The 18,313-nt window shown below is 64.5% G+C and carries 20 protein-coding genes and 1 pseudogene; 2 read left to right on the top strand and 19 right to left on the bottom strand.

Annotated elements, in window-relative coordinates; translation table 11 throughout:
• Together EAT49_RS16000 and EAT49_RS15995 are read left to right on the top strand one after the other, a co-directional pair.
• The coding region (locus EAT49_RS16000; RefSeq protein WP_148078744.1) for a transposase domain-containing protein at positions 1 to 97 on the top strand (97 nt) is incomplete at its 5' end.
• A gap of 30 nt (positions 98 to 127) precedes the next feature.
• Positions 128 to 370, top strand: a pseudogene (locus tag EAT49_RS15995) (ATP-binding protein); the annotation flags it as partial.
• 82 nt (positions 371 to 452) lie between these two features.
• Here the strand turns inward: EAT49_RS15995 and EAT49_RS15990 are convergent.
• The 19 genes from EAT49_RS15990 to EAT49_RS15910 form a co-directional block, all read right to left on the bottom strand.
• A complete protein-coding gene (locus EAT49_RS15990) occupies positions 453 to 1,025 on the bottom strand; it encodes a sulfotransferase (protein ID WP_185020790.1) in 573 nt (190 codons plus the stop codon).
• 285 nt (positions 1,026 to 1,310) lie between these two features.
• Entirely contained in the window at positions 1,311 to 1,898 is a 588-nt protein-coding gene (locus EAT49_RS15985; protein WP_123643292.1) for an IS1595 family transposase, read from the bottom strand.
• Positions 1,825 to 2,337 carry a transposase-like zinc-binding domain-containing protein gene (locus EAT49_RS21830; RefSeq protein WP_425459535.1) on the bottom strand — a complete coding sequence of 171 codons (513 nt, stop codon included), beginning with the start codon at positions 2,335 to 2,337 and terminating at the stop codon, positions 1,825 to 1,827. Before EAT49_RS21830 ends, EAT49_RS15985 begins: the two co-directional genes overlap by 74 nt.
• Positions 2,289 to 2,708, bottom strand: a complete 420-nt coding sequence (locus EAT49_RS21825; RefSeq protein ID WP_425459534.1) for an IS1/IS1595 family N-terminal zinc-binding domain-containing protein — start codon at positions 2,706 to 2,708, stop codon at positions 2,289 to 2,291. The genes EAT49_RS21830 and EAT49_RS21825 overlap by 49 nt, the downstream gene beginning before the upstream one ends.
• 131 nt (positions 2,709 to 2,839) lie before the next feature.
• The gene (locus EAT49_RS15980; RefSeq protein ID WP_185020789.1) at positions 2,840 to 3,571 is read right to left on the bottom strand and encodes an FkbM family methyltransferase; all 732 of its coding nucleotides are present in this window, start codon (positions 3,569 to 3,571) and stop codon (positions 2,840 to 2,842) included.
• Positions 3,572 to 3,749: 178 nt separating this feature from the next.
• Positions 3,750 to 4,520, bottom strand: coding sequence for an FkbM family methyltransferase (locus EAT49_RS15975; protein WP_185020788.1), 771 nt, complete (start codon positions 4,518 to 4,520; stop codon positions 3,750 to 3,752).
• Between the two features lie 180 nt (positions 4,521 to 4,700).
• Positions 4,701 to 5,657, bottom strand: a complete 957-nt coding sequence (locus tag EAT49_RS15970; protein ID WP_123643289.1) for an IS5 family transposase — start codon at positions 5,655 to 5,657, stop codon at positions 4,701 to 4,703.
• A 150-nt stretch (positions 5,658 to 5,807) separates the two neighbouring features.
• Entirely contained in the window at positions 5,808 to 6,776 is a 969-nt protein-coding gene (locus EAT49_RS15965) for a UDP-glucuronic acid decarboxylase family protein (RefSeq protein WP_123643288.1), read from the bottom strand.
• A 37-nt stretch (positions 6,777 to 6,813) separates the two neighbouring features.
• The gene (locus tag EAT49_RS15960; RefSeq protein WP_123643287.1) at positions 6,814 to 7,644 is read right to left on the bottom strand and encodes a glycosyltransferase family 2 protein; all 831 of its coding nucleotides are present in this window, start codon (positions 7,642 to 7,644) and stop codon (positions 6,814 to 6,816) included.
• On the bottom strand, positions 7,641 to 8,627 hold the full coding sequence (galE, locus tag EAT49_RS15955) for a UDP-glucose 4-epimerase GalE (RefSeq protein ID WP_123643286.1): 987 nt from the start codon (positions 8,625 to 8,627) through the stop codon (positions 7,641 to 7,643). The genes EAT49_RS15960 and galE overlap by 4 nt, the downstream gene beginning before the upstream one ends.
• Before the next feature lie 27 nt (positions 8,628 to 8,654).
• Entirely contained in the window at positions 8,655 to 9,200 is a 546-nt protein-coding gene (locus EAT49_RS15950; RefSeq protein ID WP_123643285.1) for an LbetaH domain-containing protein, read from the bottom strand.
• On the bottom strand, positions 9,197 to 10,342 hold the full coding sequence (locus EAT49_RS15945; RefSeq protein ID WP_123643284.1) for a glycosyltransferase: 1,146 nt from the start codon (positions 10,340 to 10,342) through the stop codon (positions 9,197 to 9,199). The genes EAT49_RS15950 and EAT49_RS15945 overlap by 4 nt, the downstream gene beginning before the upstream one ends.
• Complete coding sequence (locus EAT49_RS15940; RefSeq protein WP_123643283.1) at positions 10,339 to 11,436, bottom strand: glycosyltransferase family 4 protein; 1,098 nt, start codon at positions 11,434 to 11,436, stop codon at positions 10,339 to 10,341. The genes EAT49_RS15945 and EAT49_RS15940 overlap by 4 nt, the downstream gene beginning before the upstream one ends.
• Before the next feature lie 46 nt (positions 11,437 to 11,482).
• Positions 11,483 to 13,012 (bottom strand): oligosaccharide flippase family protein, encoded by a 1,530-nt coding sequence (locus EAT49_RS15935; protein WP_123643282.1) that lies wholly within the window; start codon positions 13,010 to 13,012, stop codon positions 11,483 to 11,485.
• Entirely contained in the window at positions 13,009 to 13,836 is an 828-nt protein-coding gene (locus EAT49_RS15930; RefSeq protein ID WP_123643281.1) for a hypothetical protein, read from the bottom strand. Before EAT49_RS15930 ends, EAT49_RS15935 begins: the two co-directional genes overlap by 4 nt.
• Positions 13,827 to 14,834: a hypothetical protein gene (locus tag EAT49_RS15925; protein ID WP_123643280.1), complete on the bottom strand. Its 1,008-nt coding sequence runs from the start codon at positions 14,832 to 14,834 to the stop codon at positions 13,827 to 13,829. The genes EAT49_RS15930 and EAT49_RS15925 overlap by 10 nt, the downstream gene beginning before the upstream one ends.
• Complete coding sequence (locus EAT49_RS15920; RefSeq protein WP_123643279.1) at positions 14,831 to 16,372, bottom strand: hypothetical protein; 1,542 nt, start codon at positions 16,370 to 16,372, stop codon at positions 14,831 to 14,833. Before EAT49_RS15920 ends, EAT49_RS15925 begins: the two co-directional genes overlap by 4 nt.
• 4 nt (positions 16,373 to 16,376) lie before the next feature.
• Positions 16,377 to 17,462, bottom strand: coding sequence for a CgeB family protein (locus EAT49_RS15915; RefSeq protein WP_185020787.1), 1,086 nt, complete (start codon positions 17,460 to 17,462; stop codon positions 16,377 to 16,379).
• On the bottom strand, positions 17,459 to 18,178 hold the full coding sequence (locus tag EAT49_RS15910; RefSeq protein WP_185020786.1) for a class I SAM-dependent methyltransferase: 720 nt from the start codon (positions 18,176 to 18,178) through the stop codon (positions 17,459 to 17,461). The genes EAT49_RS15915 and EAT49_RS15910 overlap by 4 nt, the downstream gene beginning before the upstream one ends.
• Positions 18,179 to 18,313: the final 135 nt, after the last annotated feature.

The following is an 18,313-nucleotide window of genomic DNA, read 5'->3' as shown; positions in this document are numbered from 1 at the left end:
CGCGTATCTCAAGGCCACGCTCGAAGCGATCGCCAACGGTCACCCTCAGTCCGCCATCGACGATCTGCTGCCCTGGAACTTCAAGCCGTCAAGCTGAAACGCCTCGTGGGCAGCAGACGCCGCTTACGCTCTGCTGTTCCATCTTCTCAGCAAACTATACGAGCGCACAAGCGTTGTGATCACCACCAACCTGAGCTTCAGCGAGTGGGCGAGCGTCTTCGGCGACGCCAAGATGACGACCGCGCTCCTCGATCGCCTCATCCACCGCTGCCATATCCTTGAGACCGGCAACGACAGCTACCGCCTCAAGGCCAGTTCCGAGACAGCGAAAAAGAAACAGAAGCAGACAGCACCATTGACTGCGTCATGAGCCAGCAAACATAACGACCGGACGGGTCAGATCTCGGTGACAATGCCGGGTCAGTTCTCAGTCACATCCAACACATGCGGGCTCAAAACCATCCGCGCAACAACCATTTGACGCCACTCCTGCGACTTACATTGACTTTCGGAAAGGACAGGTCCGTGGGCCTCAAGCCAAGGAACGCCTCTACCGCACGGGCCGAAACCTTGGGATCGGCCTCAATATCCAGGATCAGAAGACGGCCCGGCGAACCAGAGAAATATTCGATCGCCTCTTTTGTGTGAGAGTTGTAAAGTGACTTGAAGTGATCTTCGTTCCCGCGGAAAGTCCGCTTGCCGTAGACATGCTGCCATATGGGCACGTCCGTAGAGCCGAAGTTGCTCATGCTGTTCATCCACTTTTCTAGCGGGCGTAGCGTCAGGATGAATTGCGCATCGGGATGCATTTTGGCATACCGCTGGTAATAGCGGCACCAGGGCGAGTCCTGAAATGCATCGAAGCGCGCGGCGGCCTCATCCATCCGCTGGACAAGCGCGCCGCTTGTCAACTCTTCATGATCACCCAGATTTTCTGTGCATACGGAATAGCCAAGGCCTTGTAGCATCACGGTCAAAGACGTGGTGCCGCTCTTGGAAAGACCTATGCCGAACACTTTTCTCATGGAGTGCCTTTCTGTGGAAGCGTTCAGAAAAGAACCGTCTGACGCCCCAATTTGCGCCGATCTCACGAAGGTCAATTGTTCAGGCCACATCGCAGCCCGATGAGAAGCGGCAGAAGGTGTCAGCCCAAGATGGACCTCGCTTTCGCCGTGGATTCCCAAAGTGCTGGGTTCAGCCATCGGTTTTGGCAATGTGTTCAAGTCGTGTTGGTAGATGATCAGACCAACATCGCTATGAAAGTGGCTAATCCATGACCACCCCGCCGCGCCACCATCCAACGGGCCGTGTCAGCAAATCGTGTTGGCGCGAGGGCCTGAAGCGAGCAGCAGCCTGAGTGCATCGAGGTAGGAGCGCTCCGCGTTGTTCCGCGCGGCATGCCAGCGGCCGTAGGCGGCAAGGTTCTTTGACGCGGGGCCGCAGAAGGGTTGCATGAAGGCGCGGAACCGGCCGATCAGGGCGTTCACGGTGTTGATGTGGTGGCTGCGCGGGGTGCGCTTCGAGCGTCGGCCGGCGTTGAGCGCGAAATGCGGGATGCGTTCGTCCTTCGCGATCTGCTCGTAGGTCGCGAATCCGTCCGTGCAGAGCACCGCGTCCGGCGCCATCACGGGCAGCAGCGCACCGGAGATCGCCGCCTGGCCCGCGTCGGCGATGGCCTCGAGCGCCCGGTGGCCGGCGCGATCGGTTGCCGCGAGGAGCTTCTTCTCCCACGCCCGCCAGCCGCCCGGAGGCGCTGTCGCCGAACCGCCCCGCCGCCGATAGGCCCGCCACCTCAGGCGCGGCGGTGCCGGGTTATTCGCAGGGTCACGCTGGTGCCGGACCCACTCCCTCGACCCCTTTCGGCTCTCGCGTTGGTGGGCTTCGTCGGCTTCGACGATGCCGGCAAGGCGTCAGGGCGCCGATGATCGCCATCCGCCAGCGCCAGATACTGTGACGCGACGCACCCAGCACCTCGGCCCCGCGGCGGCAGGACATCGGCTGTGGCGCCTCGATCATGTCACGTGCCAGTGTGACCACCAGGTCAGGGCGGTGAACCCGGGCCAGCGGAGTGCCGCTACGGCCTGACCACGTCGCGCCGCATCCCGAGCAGTTCCATCGCTGTGCTCCCGTTCTGGTCCGACCCCACCGGGTGCGCGCATCGCCCCCGCAGCGGGGACAGGACGCCGCCGGGCCACCAGCATCGGCCCGCGCGTCGATCTCAATGACGGCCTCGGCACGCTTGCGCGCATCAGCAACGAGGCCCTCGGCCTGCCGCAGCTCCTGCGGGCTCAGGCGGGCAAGCAGGCGGCTGAATTCGGCCGGATCAAAGCGGGGCACGGCGGATCTCCTCGGGCCTCGGAAGCCTCAGCATACCTCACTGACGCATCAGAACAAAGTGCGAACCAACACGGTTTGCTGACACCGCCAAGCCGGGCAAGAAGTGCTGCAGTCCCGCCAGTCCAGGTCTTGCCGCACGCCTTGCACCGCCATCGCCGCGCGCCTGCCCGCGATGAGCCCCAAGAGACGCGCTTATTGCTGCGGCACCCCGGGCAACGCTGCTCTGCGCCCGCGGCGTCGATCTCGATGACAGCCTCAGCCCGCCGCCGGGCGGTCGCCAACGCGGCATCAGCTTCTGCGCTACGGCGGAGTGGAATTGCCGCAATCGAGGCCAACAGGGCGTCGATGAAACCTTGGTCTTGGTGAAGCACCAGAAATCCTCCTGCTACGCGGGAGACAACGCGTTAAGCGCCCATTGTAGTAAGATGAGATCGCGCCAACACAATTTTCGGACATTCCCTCGGTTTTGACATCAATCTCGCGCAACAATTCCTTCGAGCGGTCAGATGGGCAACCCCCGCCATTTTCGGACGGGCGCAGACGCCAGTCTTTCTTCAACCGCTGCCTTGTTCCGGATGTAGATCGCGTTCGATTGCGCTTCGGTCGCGGCTGGCCGCTCGGAAAGCGTGCGCGAAGACGGTGCATAAAAATACCTCCGGAATCCACAATCCAACATGATCTGTTCGACACCACCATCGTCGAGCTCGGTCGCGATCGCGAGAATGTTTCCGGAGTTTAGCAGGTCTGTTGCGCCGCCCAGCACTTCCTTCTCGAAACCTTCGGTGTCGAGCTTGAGAAACGTGGCATTGCGGGCACCTTCGACATCATCCAGCCTGCGCACGGGCACAACCCGAGTGTTCGTGTCCAGATCGGTTGCGACACGGTTCGTCGTATCGCGGCCAATCGTGAAGTGTATCTCCCCTTTTTCCCGTCCCAATGCGACCGTCTGAATCGAAACCTTGTCTTCAATCCTGTTGGTCCGGATGTTGTCGGACAAGTGCCGTGCCGTGTCCGGATCCGGCTCGAACGCGATAGTGTGCGCCCCGACGACTTTGGATGCCAGGATCGTATAACTGCCGATATTCGCGCCGACATCCAGAAATATATCCTGAGGTTTCAGGAAATGGAGCGCGAATTCCATATCAGCAAACTCGTGAAGGCCGACATAGATATTCCCCGTGGCACCCGTCATGCCCTTTGATGCAAGAAGCACAGATCCGTCGATCCACGGCATCGCCAGTTTCTCGGTGCTCAATCTGCTGCGTATTTGCCAAAGGATCAGATTTCCAAGACACGTGACCGGTGCGCGCCTTCCAAGAGGGTGTCTCAGAATGAAGCGAATCTGCCTGAGCATGCATTTAGCCTTCTCTCGGCTTAGGGTTGAACTGGCGCCATTGCGATCGCCTGACGCATCAGATATCGGAAAAGCGATGTCGACAATGTTGCGGGACGAATACGTAGTCGGATGACTCGGGTTGTTTCTTCAGCGAAACAAGGTGGCCTTTCGCGCCTATGTTGTACACTAATGCCTCCCCGCCGTGCAATTCACCGAGTGTATGTCGACATTTTTCGAGGGACGCCGGGTCATGCGCTTCGAAGAAAACAATCGGGCAGCCGTCTCCCCGGAATAGAAATGGTGCACTTCGGAACACCATCTCTTCATGGCCTTCCACATCGACCTTCAGGACGGTCGGAATGCCATGGCGGTCTACGAGTGTGTCCAGTCGGTGCGCCGGGACTTGGATCTCGGTGGCGGCCGGATCGTTGGTCAAGCCTGACAGACCGGATCGCTCATGAACGAAAAAACGGGCGACGCCGTCCTGGTTGGAAACGGAGCAGGCGCAGATTTTGACAGTGGGGACAGTCTGAAACGTCAATTCTAGCTTTTCCACTACGGGTGGGTTTGGCTCAATGGCCAGGACTCGCCCGGACGATCCGACACATTCGGCCGCCACTGCGCTGACGAGTCCGTAATTGGCACCGACATCGAAAAAGACGTCGCCGTTTCTCAGAAAGGATTTCAAGGCCGCCCGGATCTTCTTGCTTCCCTTTCCGTCTCCGCGCAGGAACAGGGAGATCTGCGCCTCGTCGCGCAGGTCGAGGTATATCGGTATGGGCACGTCGGCGATATCGGCACGCATGGTCGACAACCCGCCGTCGATCTTTGCGGCCCACTTGACCAAACGCCAGCCACCTCTTGGGACAATTCGGGCAAGTTTAGGAGAGTCTGAACTACGGCTCCGGCTTCGCCGAGGGTCGGTCACTTGGGCTGTGAAAGCGGCGCGCGCGTCCCAAGCGCGATGGATTTCGCCAGATCTGGCGCCCCTGAGGGGCCGAAACGGGGTCTTCGGACAGACTCCGCCTCATGCCATCAGCTTCCGTCGCACGAGGAACAGGTTGCCAAGGGCGAACAGCGTGAAGAGTTGCGCGCGGTTTTTGGCCAGCCCCCGATAGCGGGTCTTCAGATAACCGAACTGGCGCTTGAGCACGCGGAACGGATGCTCGACCCGGGCACGGACCATGGCGATGATGCGGTTGATGTCCACGTCGATGGGGTCGAGGGCGCCGCCCTTGGGGGCCTTCCGCATGACGCCCCAGAACTTGCCGGGGCCGGAGAACGCCGCCTCGCGCGCAGCGCTGACATAGCCCTTGTCCGCCCACACCGATGTCTCCCGCCCATGCAGGAGGTCGTCCCAGACCCGGCTGTCATGCACCTTCGCTGTCGTGGTCTCCAGGCTGTGCACGATGCCGCTGTCGGCATCGACGCCGACATGCGCCTTCATGCCGAAGAACCAGTCGTTGCCCTTCTTCGTCGACGACATCTCCGGATCGCGCGCCTTGGCTTCGTTCTTGGTCGAGGACGGCGCGTCGATGATCGTCGCATCTACCAGCGTGCCCGAGCGCAGGGTGATGCCCTGATCGGCCAGATGCTTGTTCACTTCGACGAACAACCGCTCCGTCAGCGCGTGCTTCTCCAGCAGATGTCGGAAGTTCAGGATGGTCGTCTCATCCGGGATGCGATCATCACCGAGTTCGATGCCTGCGAACCGGCGCATGGCCTCGCTGTCGTAGAGCATCTCCTCGGCCATGGGATCGCTGAGCGCATACCATTGCTGGAGAAAATAGACCCGCAGCATCGTCTCCAGTGGCATCGGCGGACGCCCTCCGCGCGTGCCACGTTTCGGATAATGCGGCTCGATCAGCGCCATCAAGCGCGTCCACGGAACCACCTCGTCCATCTCGGCCAGGAACTTCTCCCGCCGCGTCTGCTTCTTCTTCATCGCGTGGCGGAGGCCGGGAATGGCAGGCTGCTTGGGCATCGGCGGACATCCTTCTGCGTCCCGCTCAGCCGATACCAACACGCTCAGGGCGCGAGGTTTTTCAGACTCTCCCCTATTCGTTACGACCATCTTTCCCGAGCGCATTGTAACTGACCTGTCCGTCCGATGCGCATCGGCGCCGTCGGTCTGTCAGATCACTGTTGCCTGCGACAGGTTGGAGAAATACGCGATGGTGCTGTCCAGTCCCTTTTCCAACGGCACAGTCGGTTCCCAGTCCAGCAACGCCTTGGCGCGGTCGATGTCGGGGCGGCGCTGCTTCGGGTCGTCCTGCGGCAGGGCGCGATACGCGATCTGAGATTTCGATCCGGTCATCGCCACCACCTTTTCAGCCAGTTCGCGGATCGTGAATTCACCGGGATTGCCCAGATTGATCGGCCCGGTCACTTCGGTCGGGCTTTCCATCAGGCTTATGAAGCCCTCCACGAGGTCGTCGACATAGCAGAAGGACCGTGTCTGGCTGCCGTCTCCGTAGACGGTGATATCCTTGCTCTGCAGCGCCTGCACGATGAAGTTCGACACCACGCGCCCGTCAGCATGATGCATGCGCGGCCCGTAGGTGTTGAAGATCCGTGCCACCTTGATCTCCAGACCGTGCTGGCGGTGGTAGTCGAAGAACAGCGTCTCGGCGCAGCGCTTGCCTTCGTCGTAGCACGATCGCGGCCCGATCGGGTTGACGTTGCCCCAGTATTCCTCCGGCTGCGGATGCACCGACGGATCGCCATAGACCTCGGAGGTCGAGGCCTGGAAGATCTTGCACTTCAATCGTTTGGCCAGCCCCAGCATGTTGATCGCGCCATGCACCGATGTCTTGGTGGTCTGCACGGGATCGTGCTGGTAATGGATGGGGCTCGCCGGGCAGGCTAGGTTGTAGATTTCATCCACCTCGACATAAAGCGGAAATGTCACGTCGTGGCGCAGGAATTCGAAGCGCGGATGGTTGTGCAGATGGTCGATATTGCGCTTCGTCCCGGTGAAGAGATTGTCGAGGCACAGGATCTCGTGCCCCTGTTCCAGCAGCCGGTCGATCAGGTGCGAGCCGAGAAATCCGGCGCCGCCGGTGACGAGGATGCGTTTGCGGGAGTCGTAGAGCCGTGCCATCGAAAAGTCCTTTGAACTGTTACAGCATTTTGAACCGTTACAGCGTTTCTTGATCGCCGGGTCGGCGGAAGCTGAACGCACCGATCATCGCCTCGTAGGCCGACAGCATGAGCGCGTATTGCACACCGGCGCGGCCGTCCAGAATCCCGCGGCGCAGCACAAGGACGTGGAAGAAGCGGAGTGGTGGACGCAGCCAGACCGGCAGACGCCCCACCATCGCCTTGAGGGCGCGCCGCCTTTCGGTCGCATTTCCCGACAGAAGCCGCCCTCTGGCAGCGGGGTGGGTCGCATCCTGCGCCAGCTGGCGGGCCTCGTCTTCAGCATAGCGGACATGCTTGGCAAACCATTTCGCCAAGCCGTGCGAAAAGCTGTAGTGCAGGTAGGGTTCGGGAAAGGTGCCGAGACGGTCGGGGGGCACATCCTCGCGCTGACCATGGCCCACCTGGCGGAACCGCAGCCGATCGCGATGGCCCAGCCGGGCTTGGTAGGTTGGATACATCCCAGCGTGTTGCAGCCACTTGCCGTTCAACATCGTCTTCGACGGCACTCGCCAGCCATCCAGCGCGTCGGTCGGAGGCAGTGCTGCCAGCGCGGTGCGAAACGCCGGCGTCAGCACCTCGTCCGCATCGAGGTGCAGCACCCACTCGTGGACGAAGCCGCCTTCATCCAGCCCGAAATTGCGCTGATTGGCGAAATTGTCGAAGGGGCGCGTCAGGATGCGTGCGCCCATGCCGTTAGCGATCGCGCAAGTCGCGTCCATGCTGCCGGAATCGATCACCACCACGTCGTCGAAGCCTTCGAGCGACTCGAGGCAACGGCGAATGTTGATCTCTTCGTTGTAGGTGAGGATCAGGACCGACGCCTTCATGCCTTGCGCTCCATCCACGCCCAGGCGTTGCGCAGGATAGTTTGTAGATCCGACTGAGTCGCCTTCCAGCCCAACGCCTCGGAAGCGCACGTCGGATCGGCTACCAGCGCCGCCGGGTCGCCGTCGCGCCGCGGACCGTAGGAAAACGGTACCCTGCACCCCGTGACCTCTTCGACCGCGGTGATCAGATTCTTGATCGATACGCCGGTTCCGGTGCCTAGATTGAACGCTGCGAAGCCGTCGTTGCCGCCTGTATGGCCCAGGGCGCGCACATGCGCGTCGGCCAGATCGGCCACGTGGATGTAGTCGCGGATGCAGGTGCCATCGGGCGTGTCGTGATCATCGCCGAACACGGTCAGCGCTGGCGCAGTACCCTTTGCGGCACCCAGCGCCAGCGGGATCAGGTGCGTTTCCGGGTCGTGGGCCTCGCCGATCTCGCAGTCCGCATCGGCGCCCGCCGCGTTGAAATAGCGCAGCGCCACCGCTTTCAGGCCCCCCGAACGGGTACAGTCGCGCAGCACCTGTTCGACCATCAGTTTGCTTTGTCCATAAGGGTTGATCGGGTTCTGTGGCATGTCTTCGCGGATCGGGTTCGATGCCGGCGTCCCGTAGGTGGCACAAGTCGACGAAAAGACCAGCTGCTTCACCCCCTCGGCGGCCATCGCGCGCAGCAGCGACATCGTGCCCCCCACATTGTTGCGGTAGTAAAACAAGGGATCCGACATGCTTTCGGCGATATAGGCAAAGGCGGCGAAATGGATCACGCCCACGGGACGATGCGCGCGCAGCACATCGCGCAGCCGTTCGCCGTCCATCAGGTCGCCGATTTCAAGCGGCCCCCACTTCACCGCCCATGGGTTGCCGCGACATAGGCTGTCATAGACCACCGGAGTGTAGCCGGCCTGCGCAAGCGCTTTGCAGGTATGGCTGCCGATATAGCCGGCACCGCCTGTGACCAGTATCGTTTTCGTCTCGTGGTACATGTAGGGACTCCCGAGTTTCACGACATGCTACCGTGTACCCACCGCGCGCGCCGGGTTACCAACGACAATGGCGCGGGGTGCCACATCCCCCACCACCACGGCGCGGGCGCCCAGGATGGCGCCTTCGCCCACGGCCACACCGGGGCCCACGAAGACGTCGGCACAGACCCAGACATCGGCACCGATGGCGATCGGCGGCTTGGTCAGCGGCATAGCCGGGTCGCGCCAATCGTGGCTGCCGGCGCAGATATGGGCGTATTGCGACACCGTCGCGCGCGGGCCCAGCGTGATCGGACCCAGCGCGTATAGGATAGCATGATTGCCCACGGCGCAGCCGTCGCCAAGCGTCAGGTTCCACGGGATCGTGATGCGCGCGGTGGGGTAGACATGCACGTCGCGCCCCACAGTCGCACCGAAGGCCCGCAGCATCGACCGCCGCAAGCCCCAGAGCGGCCGCGGCGACAGCCGGAAGAGCGGCGCGGCCAGCGCCCACAGCACCCGGCCCCCCTGCTCGCGCCGCGTCCATTTCTGGGAGGCCCGGTTGGCGGTCACGTCGAGTCCGGACGCGCTCATGCTGTCACCACGCAGTCGGGCTGGTCGCCCCGTCCCTCGCACCAGGCATAGACCTGCGCCATGCGCGCCGCGATGCCGTCCCAGCCGAAATCGCGCGCCATCCAGGCGCGGCCCCGCGTGCCCATGGCCGCCCGCTCGGCATCGGGCAGGGCGAGCGCGTCGTCGAGAGCGGCCGCCATCGCATCGGGACCGTGATCGACCCACCAGCCACAGCGCTCGGCCTCCAGCCCCGCCCAAGGCGCGCCCTTCGTGCTGATGGCGGGAATGCCCGACGCCAGCGCCTCGGCCACCACCATGCCAAAATTCTCGTTCAGCGTGGGCAGCACGAACAGTCCCGCCTGCCGGTAGGCACCCCGCTTGTCGGCGCCATAGAGCGGCCCGTCGAAGGTCACCCGCGGGGCGTGCAACTCGTGCACCTGCCGCTCCAGCGCTTGTCGGCAGCCGATCTCCGACGGGCCCACGATGCGCAGCCGCCAGCCGGGGTGGCGGTCTGCCACCCGCGCCCAGGCGGCGACCAGCCGGTCGATGCCCTTCTTGGGATGAAGTCGGCCCAGATGCAGAACGGTGCGCGCGGCAGCATCCGGATCGCCTTCGGGGATGTCGATGCCGTTGGGGATCACGGCCACTGGTGCGGTCAGACCCATAAGGCGGATGTCGTCGCGCTCTGTCTCGCTGGTGGCATGGAAACACGCGGTCGCCTCGAGCGCGCGGCGCTGTCCCAGCGTCCAGACCAGTTTCTTGCGGCGCGGCGAGAAGGCCAGCGCCTCCGCCCCCAGCATTCCCCGGGGCGCCATCAATAGCGGCACGCCGTGCCGTCGCGCGGCCCGCGCCGGTACAATGTTCGGCAGGAGCCAAAGCCCGTGGACGTGCAGCACCGCGCCCTGCGCTGCAGCGGCCTCGACCGCGCGTGCCAGTCCGCGCGAAACCATCAACCGGTTGACCACCGGCAGGCGCGCGAAATCCCAGGCGTGGATCTCCAGCCCGGGCTGGGGTGCGAGTCGGCCAACTGCTATCACCGCGCTGTCATGGCCCTGCCGCCGCAAGGCCGCGGACAACGCGGTGACGGAATAGCTCGGTCCCGCCGCCTCGTCGTCGATCGATGCAACGATCTGGCGGATCGCCGGCAGAGCGGCAGAGGTCATGCGCGGGCCCTCACGGCCCGAAACATCTCGGCATAGCCGCCCGCGACGCGCTCGGGCGCGTAGACCGTGCAGAACCGCTCCAACCCGGCCAGCGCAAGAGTGACGCGCATCTCGGGCTCGGCCTGCAGTCGTGCGAGTACCTCGGCCAGCGCCTGCGGGTCCGGTCCCACCGGCAGCCCGCAGCGCCCATCGTCCGAAATATCGCGCTGTTGTGGTCCGGCAGCCATGACGCAGGCACAGCCGGCGGCCATGCCTTCCATGTAGACCAGCCCGAACGTCTCCCGATGGCTGGGAACCGCGAGCACCTGCGCCGAGGCAAATAGCGCCTGCACCGCAGCATGGGGAAGCTCCACGTGCCGCGTGATCCGGGGGTCATCCGGCAACGGCACCTCGCAGTCGAGGAAGCGCGACACGATGGTCAGCTTCAGCGGCACGCCCGCCAGAGCCGAATCCTGCAGCGCCGCGAGCAGGGCCGGCAGCCCCTTGCGCCGCGCCTGATGGCCGACGAAGGCAATGTGCAGATCGCCGTCGGCTGCCTGCCTGGCACGCACCGCGCTTTCTTCGGCCGCGACGAGATCGGGCATGAAGAACGGCACCACGTGCAGTCGGTCCGCGGCAATGTCCAGACGGGTGAACAGCGCGCGCTGCGCTTCGGTGGAGACCTGTACCGCGGCGCAGCGTTCGGCCACCGCGGTTTTGGCCGCGACATCGCGGGCGAAGGCGTCGGGGTTCTCGGTCTCAGCGGGCGCATGAATGTAGTCGAACAGCACCACCGGGCCAAGCCCCTCGCCCCGCGGCACGCGCCCGTTGCTGTAGAACACGTCCCAGCCGAACCGCTGCCGCCGGGCGCGCAGCGCGCGTTCCTGCAGCGGCGTCAGGAAACTCGCCCCGGAGCCCGGTGGCAGACCGAGTCGACCCCTGAGTGCCCGATCGGCGTATCGCAGCGTTTCCACCATGTCGCAGACAAGGCTTTCGGGAAACTGGATCTCGATCGGAGCCTGCCCGGCCAAGCGGCTCAGCCGCTTCATGTAAGCCAGATCGGTGTTGCCGCGGCCAAGTCCGATCGGTGCATGGTCGAGAACCAAAGCTTTCATCGATCCGTCTCCTGCCTTGCGGGACGGCGAACCCGAACGCCGCCGGTCATGTTCGCTCCGCCCCTTTACGCATCCGCAGCCAGGACTGCAGCTTGCCGGCCTCGTGCCGGGCGCGCCCGCGCAGCATCCGCCGGTCGGCTCCCGACAGCGCCGTGAAGGCGACCCACAGGATCATCGCCGGCACGACGCCCGCCGCGACCAGGATGCGCTGCAGCGGCGTCTCGTCGATCCGCGCATCGAGGATCAGCCCGGCACAGAGCACCAGCGTCGCCGCCAGCAACGGGCCCATCCAGGGGCGCAGCGGCGCGTTGCGGGTCAGCCACCCCAGCGCCAGAAGCCAGAGCACCGCCGCAGTCGTGCTGGCGGCGGCCTGCGCGGCGAAGAACCCCGTCAACCCGATCGCGGGCACCAGCGTCAGCGCAACCCCGGACATCGCCGCGCCCTGCAGCGCGCCCACGACCAGAAGCGGCAGCGTACGCCCGCCGACGAGGATGCCGGCCGAAAGGGCCGTGCCGACGATGGTGGGGATGAAGGCAGCGATCGCCAGCTGTCCGATCTGCGCGGCCTGCGGATAGCCAGTGCCAAACACGACAAGTACGGTCAGCGGCCAGATCGCGGCCAGCACTGTGCTCGTGATAAGTGCAAAGATCCAGAGCCATCGCATGTGTTCAAAGGCAGAGACCGAACCCGATCCTGTCTCCCGGCCTTCGCGTTCAGCGAAAAGGGAGATGATGGGCCCGGAGATCGACTGCGGGATCATCTGCACGACTGCCATCAGCGTCAGGACGATCCTCAGATCGGCGAGTTCCTGCACGCTGCCGAAGCGGCTGACCGCCCCTTGCGCCACGAACCCGGCCAGGATCATGAAGACCCCCGCGCCGTAGAATGGCAGGCCGATGGAAAAGATCTCCTTCAGATGACCAAGGCTCAGCTGCCACCGGATCCGGAGCTCGACTCGCTTCAGGGCGCGCAGCAGGCCCAGGACGAAGATCGGCACGCCTGCGAGCGTCGTGCCGGCAAAGCCCCAGACCGCCCCTTGCACGCCGTAGAGCACGGCGCCCAGGATCGTCGCCGCCACCGTGGCGATCCCGATGGCCGTCGACCAGTAGGTGTAGTCCACGAAGCGGCCGAGGCCCGCGAAGCCGACATAGGCCGCCCGCGACAGGAACTGCCCCGTGAAACACGCGGCCGACGCCGTGACGTAGGGCGCAAGATCCGGCGCGCCGAACAGATCGCGCGCGATCGGATCGGCCAGCAGCACCATCGCCGCGCTGCCGAGGATCGCGATGGTGGACACGATCATGATCCCGCCGCCGATCAGCGCGCCGGCATCATCGGCGTCGTCGTCGGCCATCCGCCGCCCAAGCGAGACGTGCAGCCCCTGCAGCGCGCCAAAGCGGAACAGGCCCACGAAGGTCTGCCCGGTGGTCTGCGTGAAGGCATAGGCGCCCAGGTCACCCGGTGACAACATTCGCGCGAGGCTTGCCATGCCGATCAGCCCCAGGAACCGTCGCACCACGGTGTAGACCAGCATGGCAACGATATTGACGAGCGTCGATGTCCGGCGCACGGTCATGCGGCAGGCTCCGGGGGCGTATACCCGAAAAGCTCGACGACCATGCGGTCCTTCTCGGCCACCAGGGCGATCGTATCGGCATCATAGTAGTCCGCGTGCCGGCAGCGTTTCGATCGGTTGCTTCTGGCCGGTGCTTGTGCCTGTTCGACTGCCGGTGCTGCAATCCCCAATGACCCCAGCAGCGCCTCTAGGTCAGCCTCAGCCCGCTCCGTGCGCAGGACGTGATTGACTATGCAATGTCGGCGGTAGAAGTCCAGTGCGTCCGCGGGGCCGTGGATGCGGTGCGCGCCCGCGTGCCAAGCCGACCAGTCGGTGAAAAGTCCCAGAACCCGGAACGTCATGAAGCCCACTTGCCCGCGCAGCGGCAGCAGCGGGTACCGGTCGGGAAGGTGGCGACAGCCCGGCAGCGTCATCACCGCGCGCAGCCAGCGACGGAATCGCTCCGGGTCGTCGGCCGAGGCGTAGAGATCGCACCAGAAGGCGGGATTGCGCTCGTGCTCGGTCCGCAGCCGCGCCCATGCGGCGCGCGGCCCAAGGCGGCGGGCCAGTGTGGCGCGAACCGTCTGCCGCAGGATCCGGCCATGCGGGGCCGTCAGACGGCCCCGTACTTCGCCTTCGCCCATGCAGCCATAGGACCAGAGAGACACGTACCAATCCCACGGGTCGCGAATCGCGGCGGCGACCACGCGCCCCCTGGGGCCTGCGCGAAGCGGCGCGTGGCCCCCGGTCACGGCACCGGGCAGGACCTGGGCGAGACGGTCGATCACGTAAGTGCCCGCCGACTTCTGCAAGTGCAGGAAAACGAAATCGTCGCTCACGAACATGCCGGCCCTGCCTCTTGCGCTAGGGCCGCCGGTGTGAGTCCCGATGGGGTCACGCCGTCGATCAGGCGCACATAACCTTCCGGAGCGGCGCGCAGCGCGGCGTAAAAGGCCGCATTGCGCGCCATGTGCCGGCCCAGATAAGCCCCATTCGGCAGTCGGTAGGCGGCCTTCGGACCGTAGCGGCTGAGCAGTCCCATCAGCCGGTGCCAGGACGGCAGCGGCGAGCGGTCCGGAGTGAAGGGCGTGCCGCGCATGTGGGACAACGTCTTGCGCAACTGGCGATCCGATGCCGACCGCGACCGCAGCCCCAAGGCGGCCAGCGCACGTTCCCGGCCGAGCGTCAGGCGCACGGCCGCTGCGCTGTAGGAGGTATTGACCCGCGGCGCAGCTACGAAATCGCGTGCGAGCGCGTCACGAAAATCGTCTGGAATGGTCCAGATCGCCGAAAGAAACCGCAGAGTGCCAATCTCCTCGAAGGGCACCAGCACAACCGAGGCGAAGCGTTCCGCATAGAGCGATGCCATGTACACCATGTCGAAGGCATCGACGTCGATCGCATCGAGCTCGCCGGGACGGACGAAGCGGCGGACACCGCGATAGACATCGGCGGGCAGGAGGAAATCCTCAGGCGGGCGCACCTTGTTGTGGTGCAGCATCTGCTGGAACAGGCTGCGCAGATAGGAGGCTGGATCTCGCAGCGTGATCAGGATCGTGACTTCGCCGCCGAACACCCGCAAAAGGCGATCGGCCGATGGTTCCCACAGGACGGGATCCCATTCCAGAAGAGTCTCGTTCGAGATCAACATGCATTCCTGCGCGGCGGCAAGCGGTATCAGCCGGGCCTCGTCGCCATGGCCGTTGACCGCCGCGTCGAGACCGAGGTGCAGAGTCTGCGGGTTGTAGGCCCCGACGGCCTCGTGCGCAGCCAGTCGCGGAAACACGTGGACCTGCAGCGACGTCGTCGCCGTCTTGCCCATACCCACATGCAGGACCTTCACCGGAAGACCGGCCTCGAACGGGGGCGCAGAAGGATCAGTTGCGCGACGAAAGCGACCGGCAGCATCCGCAGGATGCCCGTAAGATTGGGACCGATCGTGGTCGGAATGAATATCAGGGTGGATGCCACGCTGAGAAAGACGATCGTCCCGCCGGCGCCGGAGCGAGCCAGCCCGTCGAAGAGCAGCGCCCCTATCGCGCCCCACAAGGCGAAGCCAAGGCAGACCCAAGCCACGCCGCCGGCCATGTACAGAAAGGCGATCGGGCCCATGGCGACCGACGTTCTCGCGTCGGGGGATCGCCCCAGGACGGTCACGTTAAACCAGATCCCCGTACCGAAGAAAGGCTTGTCTCGCCAGATCGCGCGGGGGACATAAGCTAGGATCGGAGACAGCAGGATGCTGTCCTGCAGACCTTGGCGGAACTCGGTCTGCAGATCGCCGCGCCGAACGTAGTCCAGCCCGACCGTGCTCATCCCTGCGAGATCGAAGCGCGACGTGATCTGCTCACCGCGAGAAATGTCGGTGTGACGTTGGTAGTGTTCGCGCAGACGCACCGCGGTGGCCACGGCTTCGACGGTCTCGATCATGCCGCGCGGCCGCTGGTCCGCAGCGCCGAGATAGGCGCGGAACGGTTCGATGATCGAGTAGGAGATAACAAGCGCAAAAAAACCCATAACGATAAAGGTCTTGGGAAGACGCCGGGTGGCCAGGAAATAGGCAAGCCCCGCAATGATGAAGGGCGCCACCATCTGGCTCTTGAACCCGGACAGGATTCCCGCACATAGATGTAATACGACGAGCGCAGCGCAGAACACACCGAACAGCCACGACGCCCGTCCGGTCGCGCGCAGGTGGTAGTACCGCAACAGGATTAGGAAATAGGACAGCGTTCCCGCAGCGGTGGCGAGCCGTAGGATTTCGAGCACGTCGGAATGGCGTTGGCGGGCTTCGCCTGTTCCAACCACGCCGTAGACGCCCAGGGTCAGCGCCAGCGCGACCAGCCCGACGAAAGCGAATTGCAGGATCACGGCACACGTGAAGGCTGGCCGGAACTCGCGCCGCAGCGCGGACGAGGACTGTGCCCGCCGCCGCAAGCGGCGCGCCGCGGATTGAAAGAGGTAGTAGCTGCGCAGCATGCAGAACGCGCCCAGCATGGCCAAGAGCAGCGTCTCGGCCAGATCGGTATCGAGGTCGGGCAGAAAGACTTCGAAACGGCGGATCGCCCAAGGGTCAAAAGGCGCGATGCTGATGGCGGCCAAGTAGGCTAACAGGAAATGCGCGATTAGCGCCAGAAACACCGGAGAGAGCATTCCCAGCGCGTCGGTTCGACGCAGGTAGAGCACGGCCTCGAAAGCCAGATATGCCGCCAGCATGATCGCGGCGAGGTGCGCGACGAAATAGGGGGAATCGCCCAGCACCAGCGCCAGAAGATTGACCAGGGCGACGAGGCTGAAGATGCCCACGACGACGCGCTTCACGGCATGTCTCAGCTGCGAGCTCGTCTTGACGGTCTGTATGTCGATGTCAGCGACAGCCATTCGGTTAATCTCTTGGTGGGGACCATGCAGGGGCAGGCTCGGGATAGCCGGTCCGCCCCCCGGATACCGTGTCGAGGATCTGTTGCAGGCGGATTGCGTAGGTGTGATCCCGTTGGGCACGGGCATGACCGGCTGCAGCAATCGCGGCGCGCTTTTCCGGCGCGGCCAGGTAGCGGTCCACCTTGCGGCGCAGGTCGTCAAAGTCGGTGAAGACCTCGACCTCGGTGCCGATCTCGAAAAGCTGGCCCAGCCCAGGCCGCCAGTCGACGATCTGGAAGGCGCCCGCGCCGCAGGCCTCAAAGGTGCGCACGTTGGTGCCCCAGATCTCGGACGGGTTCAGCGTGTTCAGCACAATTTTGGCGCCCCGGAAGGCACGCACCTTGTCGGCATGCGCGACAAAGCGGTTCTGCAGCTTGGGCTCCAGCGCGCCGGTGCGCATCCAGCGTGGCGCCGGCAGCCCCCAGATCTTCATGTCGTACGTTTCGGCGAGCTGCCCGAACAGCGCAACCCGATAGGCATAGAGGTTGCCCGCGATGCAGATATCGGTCTGCCAGACCGGATCGGCCGGGTCCTCGGCCATCGACGGATCCACCGAATGCGGGCTGTAGCATTCCGGCATGTAGAACACGCGTTTGCCTAGCTTGGACCGGATCACGTGGACCAGGTAGGGGTCCTTGAAAAACACCATGTCGTAGGCTGCGTTCAGGAACATGTGGCGCCGGAAGCTCCAGACCGGATCGGGATACCACAGGATCAACGGCGCGCGCGTCTGCACCTTTATCGCTTCTGCATCCGCTGGGGACAGATAGTCGTGGGTCGAAAAGACAAGGTCGACGCCACCTGCTTCGCCGAGCGCCTTGCGCAATCCCGGCCCGTGCACTTCGCGCCCCGCCGCGGTGCGCACCTGCTGCATTATCTGCAGCGCTTCACGGCGCAGCCGGCCCCAGTAGAATGTCGGGCGGTTGCCATAGGGCTTGACGATCGGTCCGGGGTCGTACCTCAGCACCGCGTGGCCCATGTGCGCCAGTTCCTCGGCGACGAATAGCGCGATCCCTTCCTCGAAGAAGCGTCCGATAACGAGGATTTTCATTGTGCGGACGCTCCGTCCCAACGCGCCAGCATCGCCGCTTCGCGCGAGAACAGGTTGGGACGCCAGCGCAGCCCCGCCCGGTCGATCGCCGACCACAGCCCGCGCGCCGCGACGACCCGGCGCAACGGTCCCAGCGGCACCGAGCCGCGCGGCCGCCGCTCCAGCAGCGTCAGCCCAGCGATCGGGGCGACCAGTTCGTCCGGAGCGGTTTCGTAGGTGAAGAAGCGCATGTGCGTGCGGTCGAGGATGCCGTGCTCGGTATAGACGAAGCTGCCGCCCAGGAACTTCGCCCGTGTGCGCCATTCCAGCACGTTGGGCACCGCGATCACCACGTACCCGCCGGGCTGCAATCGCGTCAGGCAGCGGCGCAGGACCGCCAGCGGGTCGATCATGTGCTCGAGCACGTGCGAGAACAGCAGCAGGTCGAAAGGCGCCCCCCAGGCCTCGAGCGCCGCGTCGGTGAGACCGCGGTCCAGGTCAACGACATGGATCGCATCGAGATGCGGGCGAGCGATGGCAACTTCCTCATCACTGTGAGTTAGGCCCACGATCTCGACCCCGAGATGCGTCGCGCGCAGTTCGCGGGCGTTGTCGCCACCGCCACAGCCCACGTCGAGGATGCGCCGCACGCCCGCCGGAACGAGAGACAGCACGACATCGTTGCCGGCATTGACGTATGGTGCCGCGAAGCGGGTGTTTCGATCCTGATCCGTCAAGGTTACATCCAATCTTTGGCCGCCGTTGTGCAGACCGTAACGGGTTTGCGGGCGCCGGGTCGAAGACTCGCCGCATGCGGATCTAGCCGGTCGGATGCCGCGATCCGCCACGCGGCGGCCGATCACGCGGTGGCC

Origin of the sequence: Histidinibacterium lentulum, assembly GCF_003789055.1 — a bacterium.
Classification (GTDB): Bacteria; Pseudomonadota; Alphaproteobacteria; order Rhodobacterales; family Rhodobacteraceae; genus Oceanicola; species Oceanicola lentulus.
This window is presented reverse-complemented; position numbering and strand designations above follow the sequence as displayed.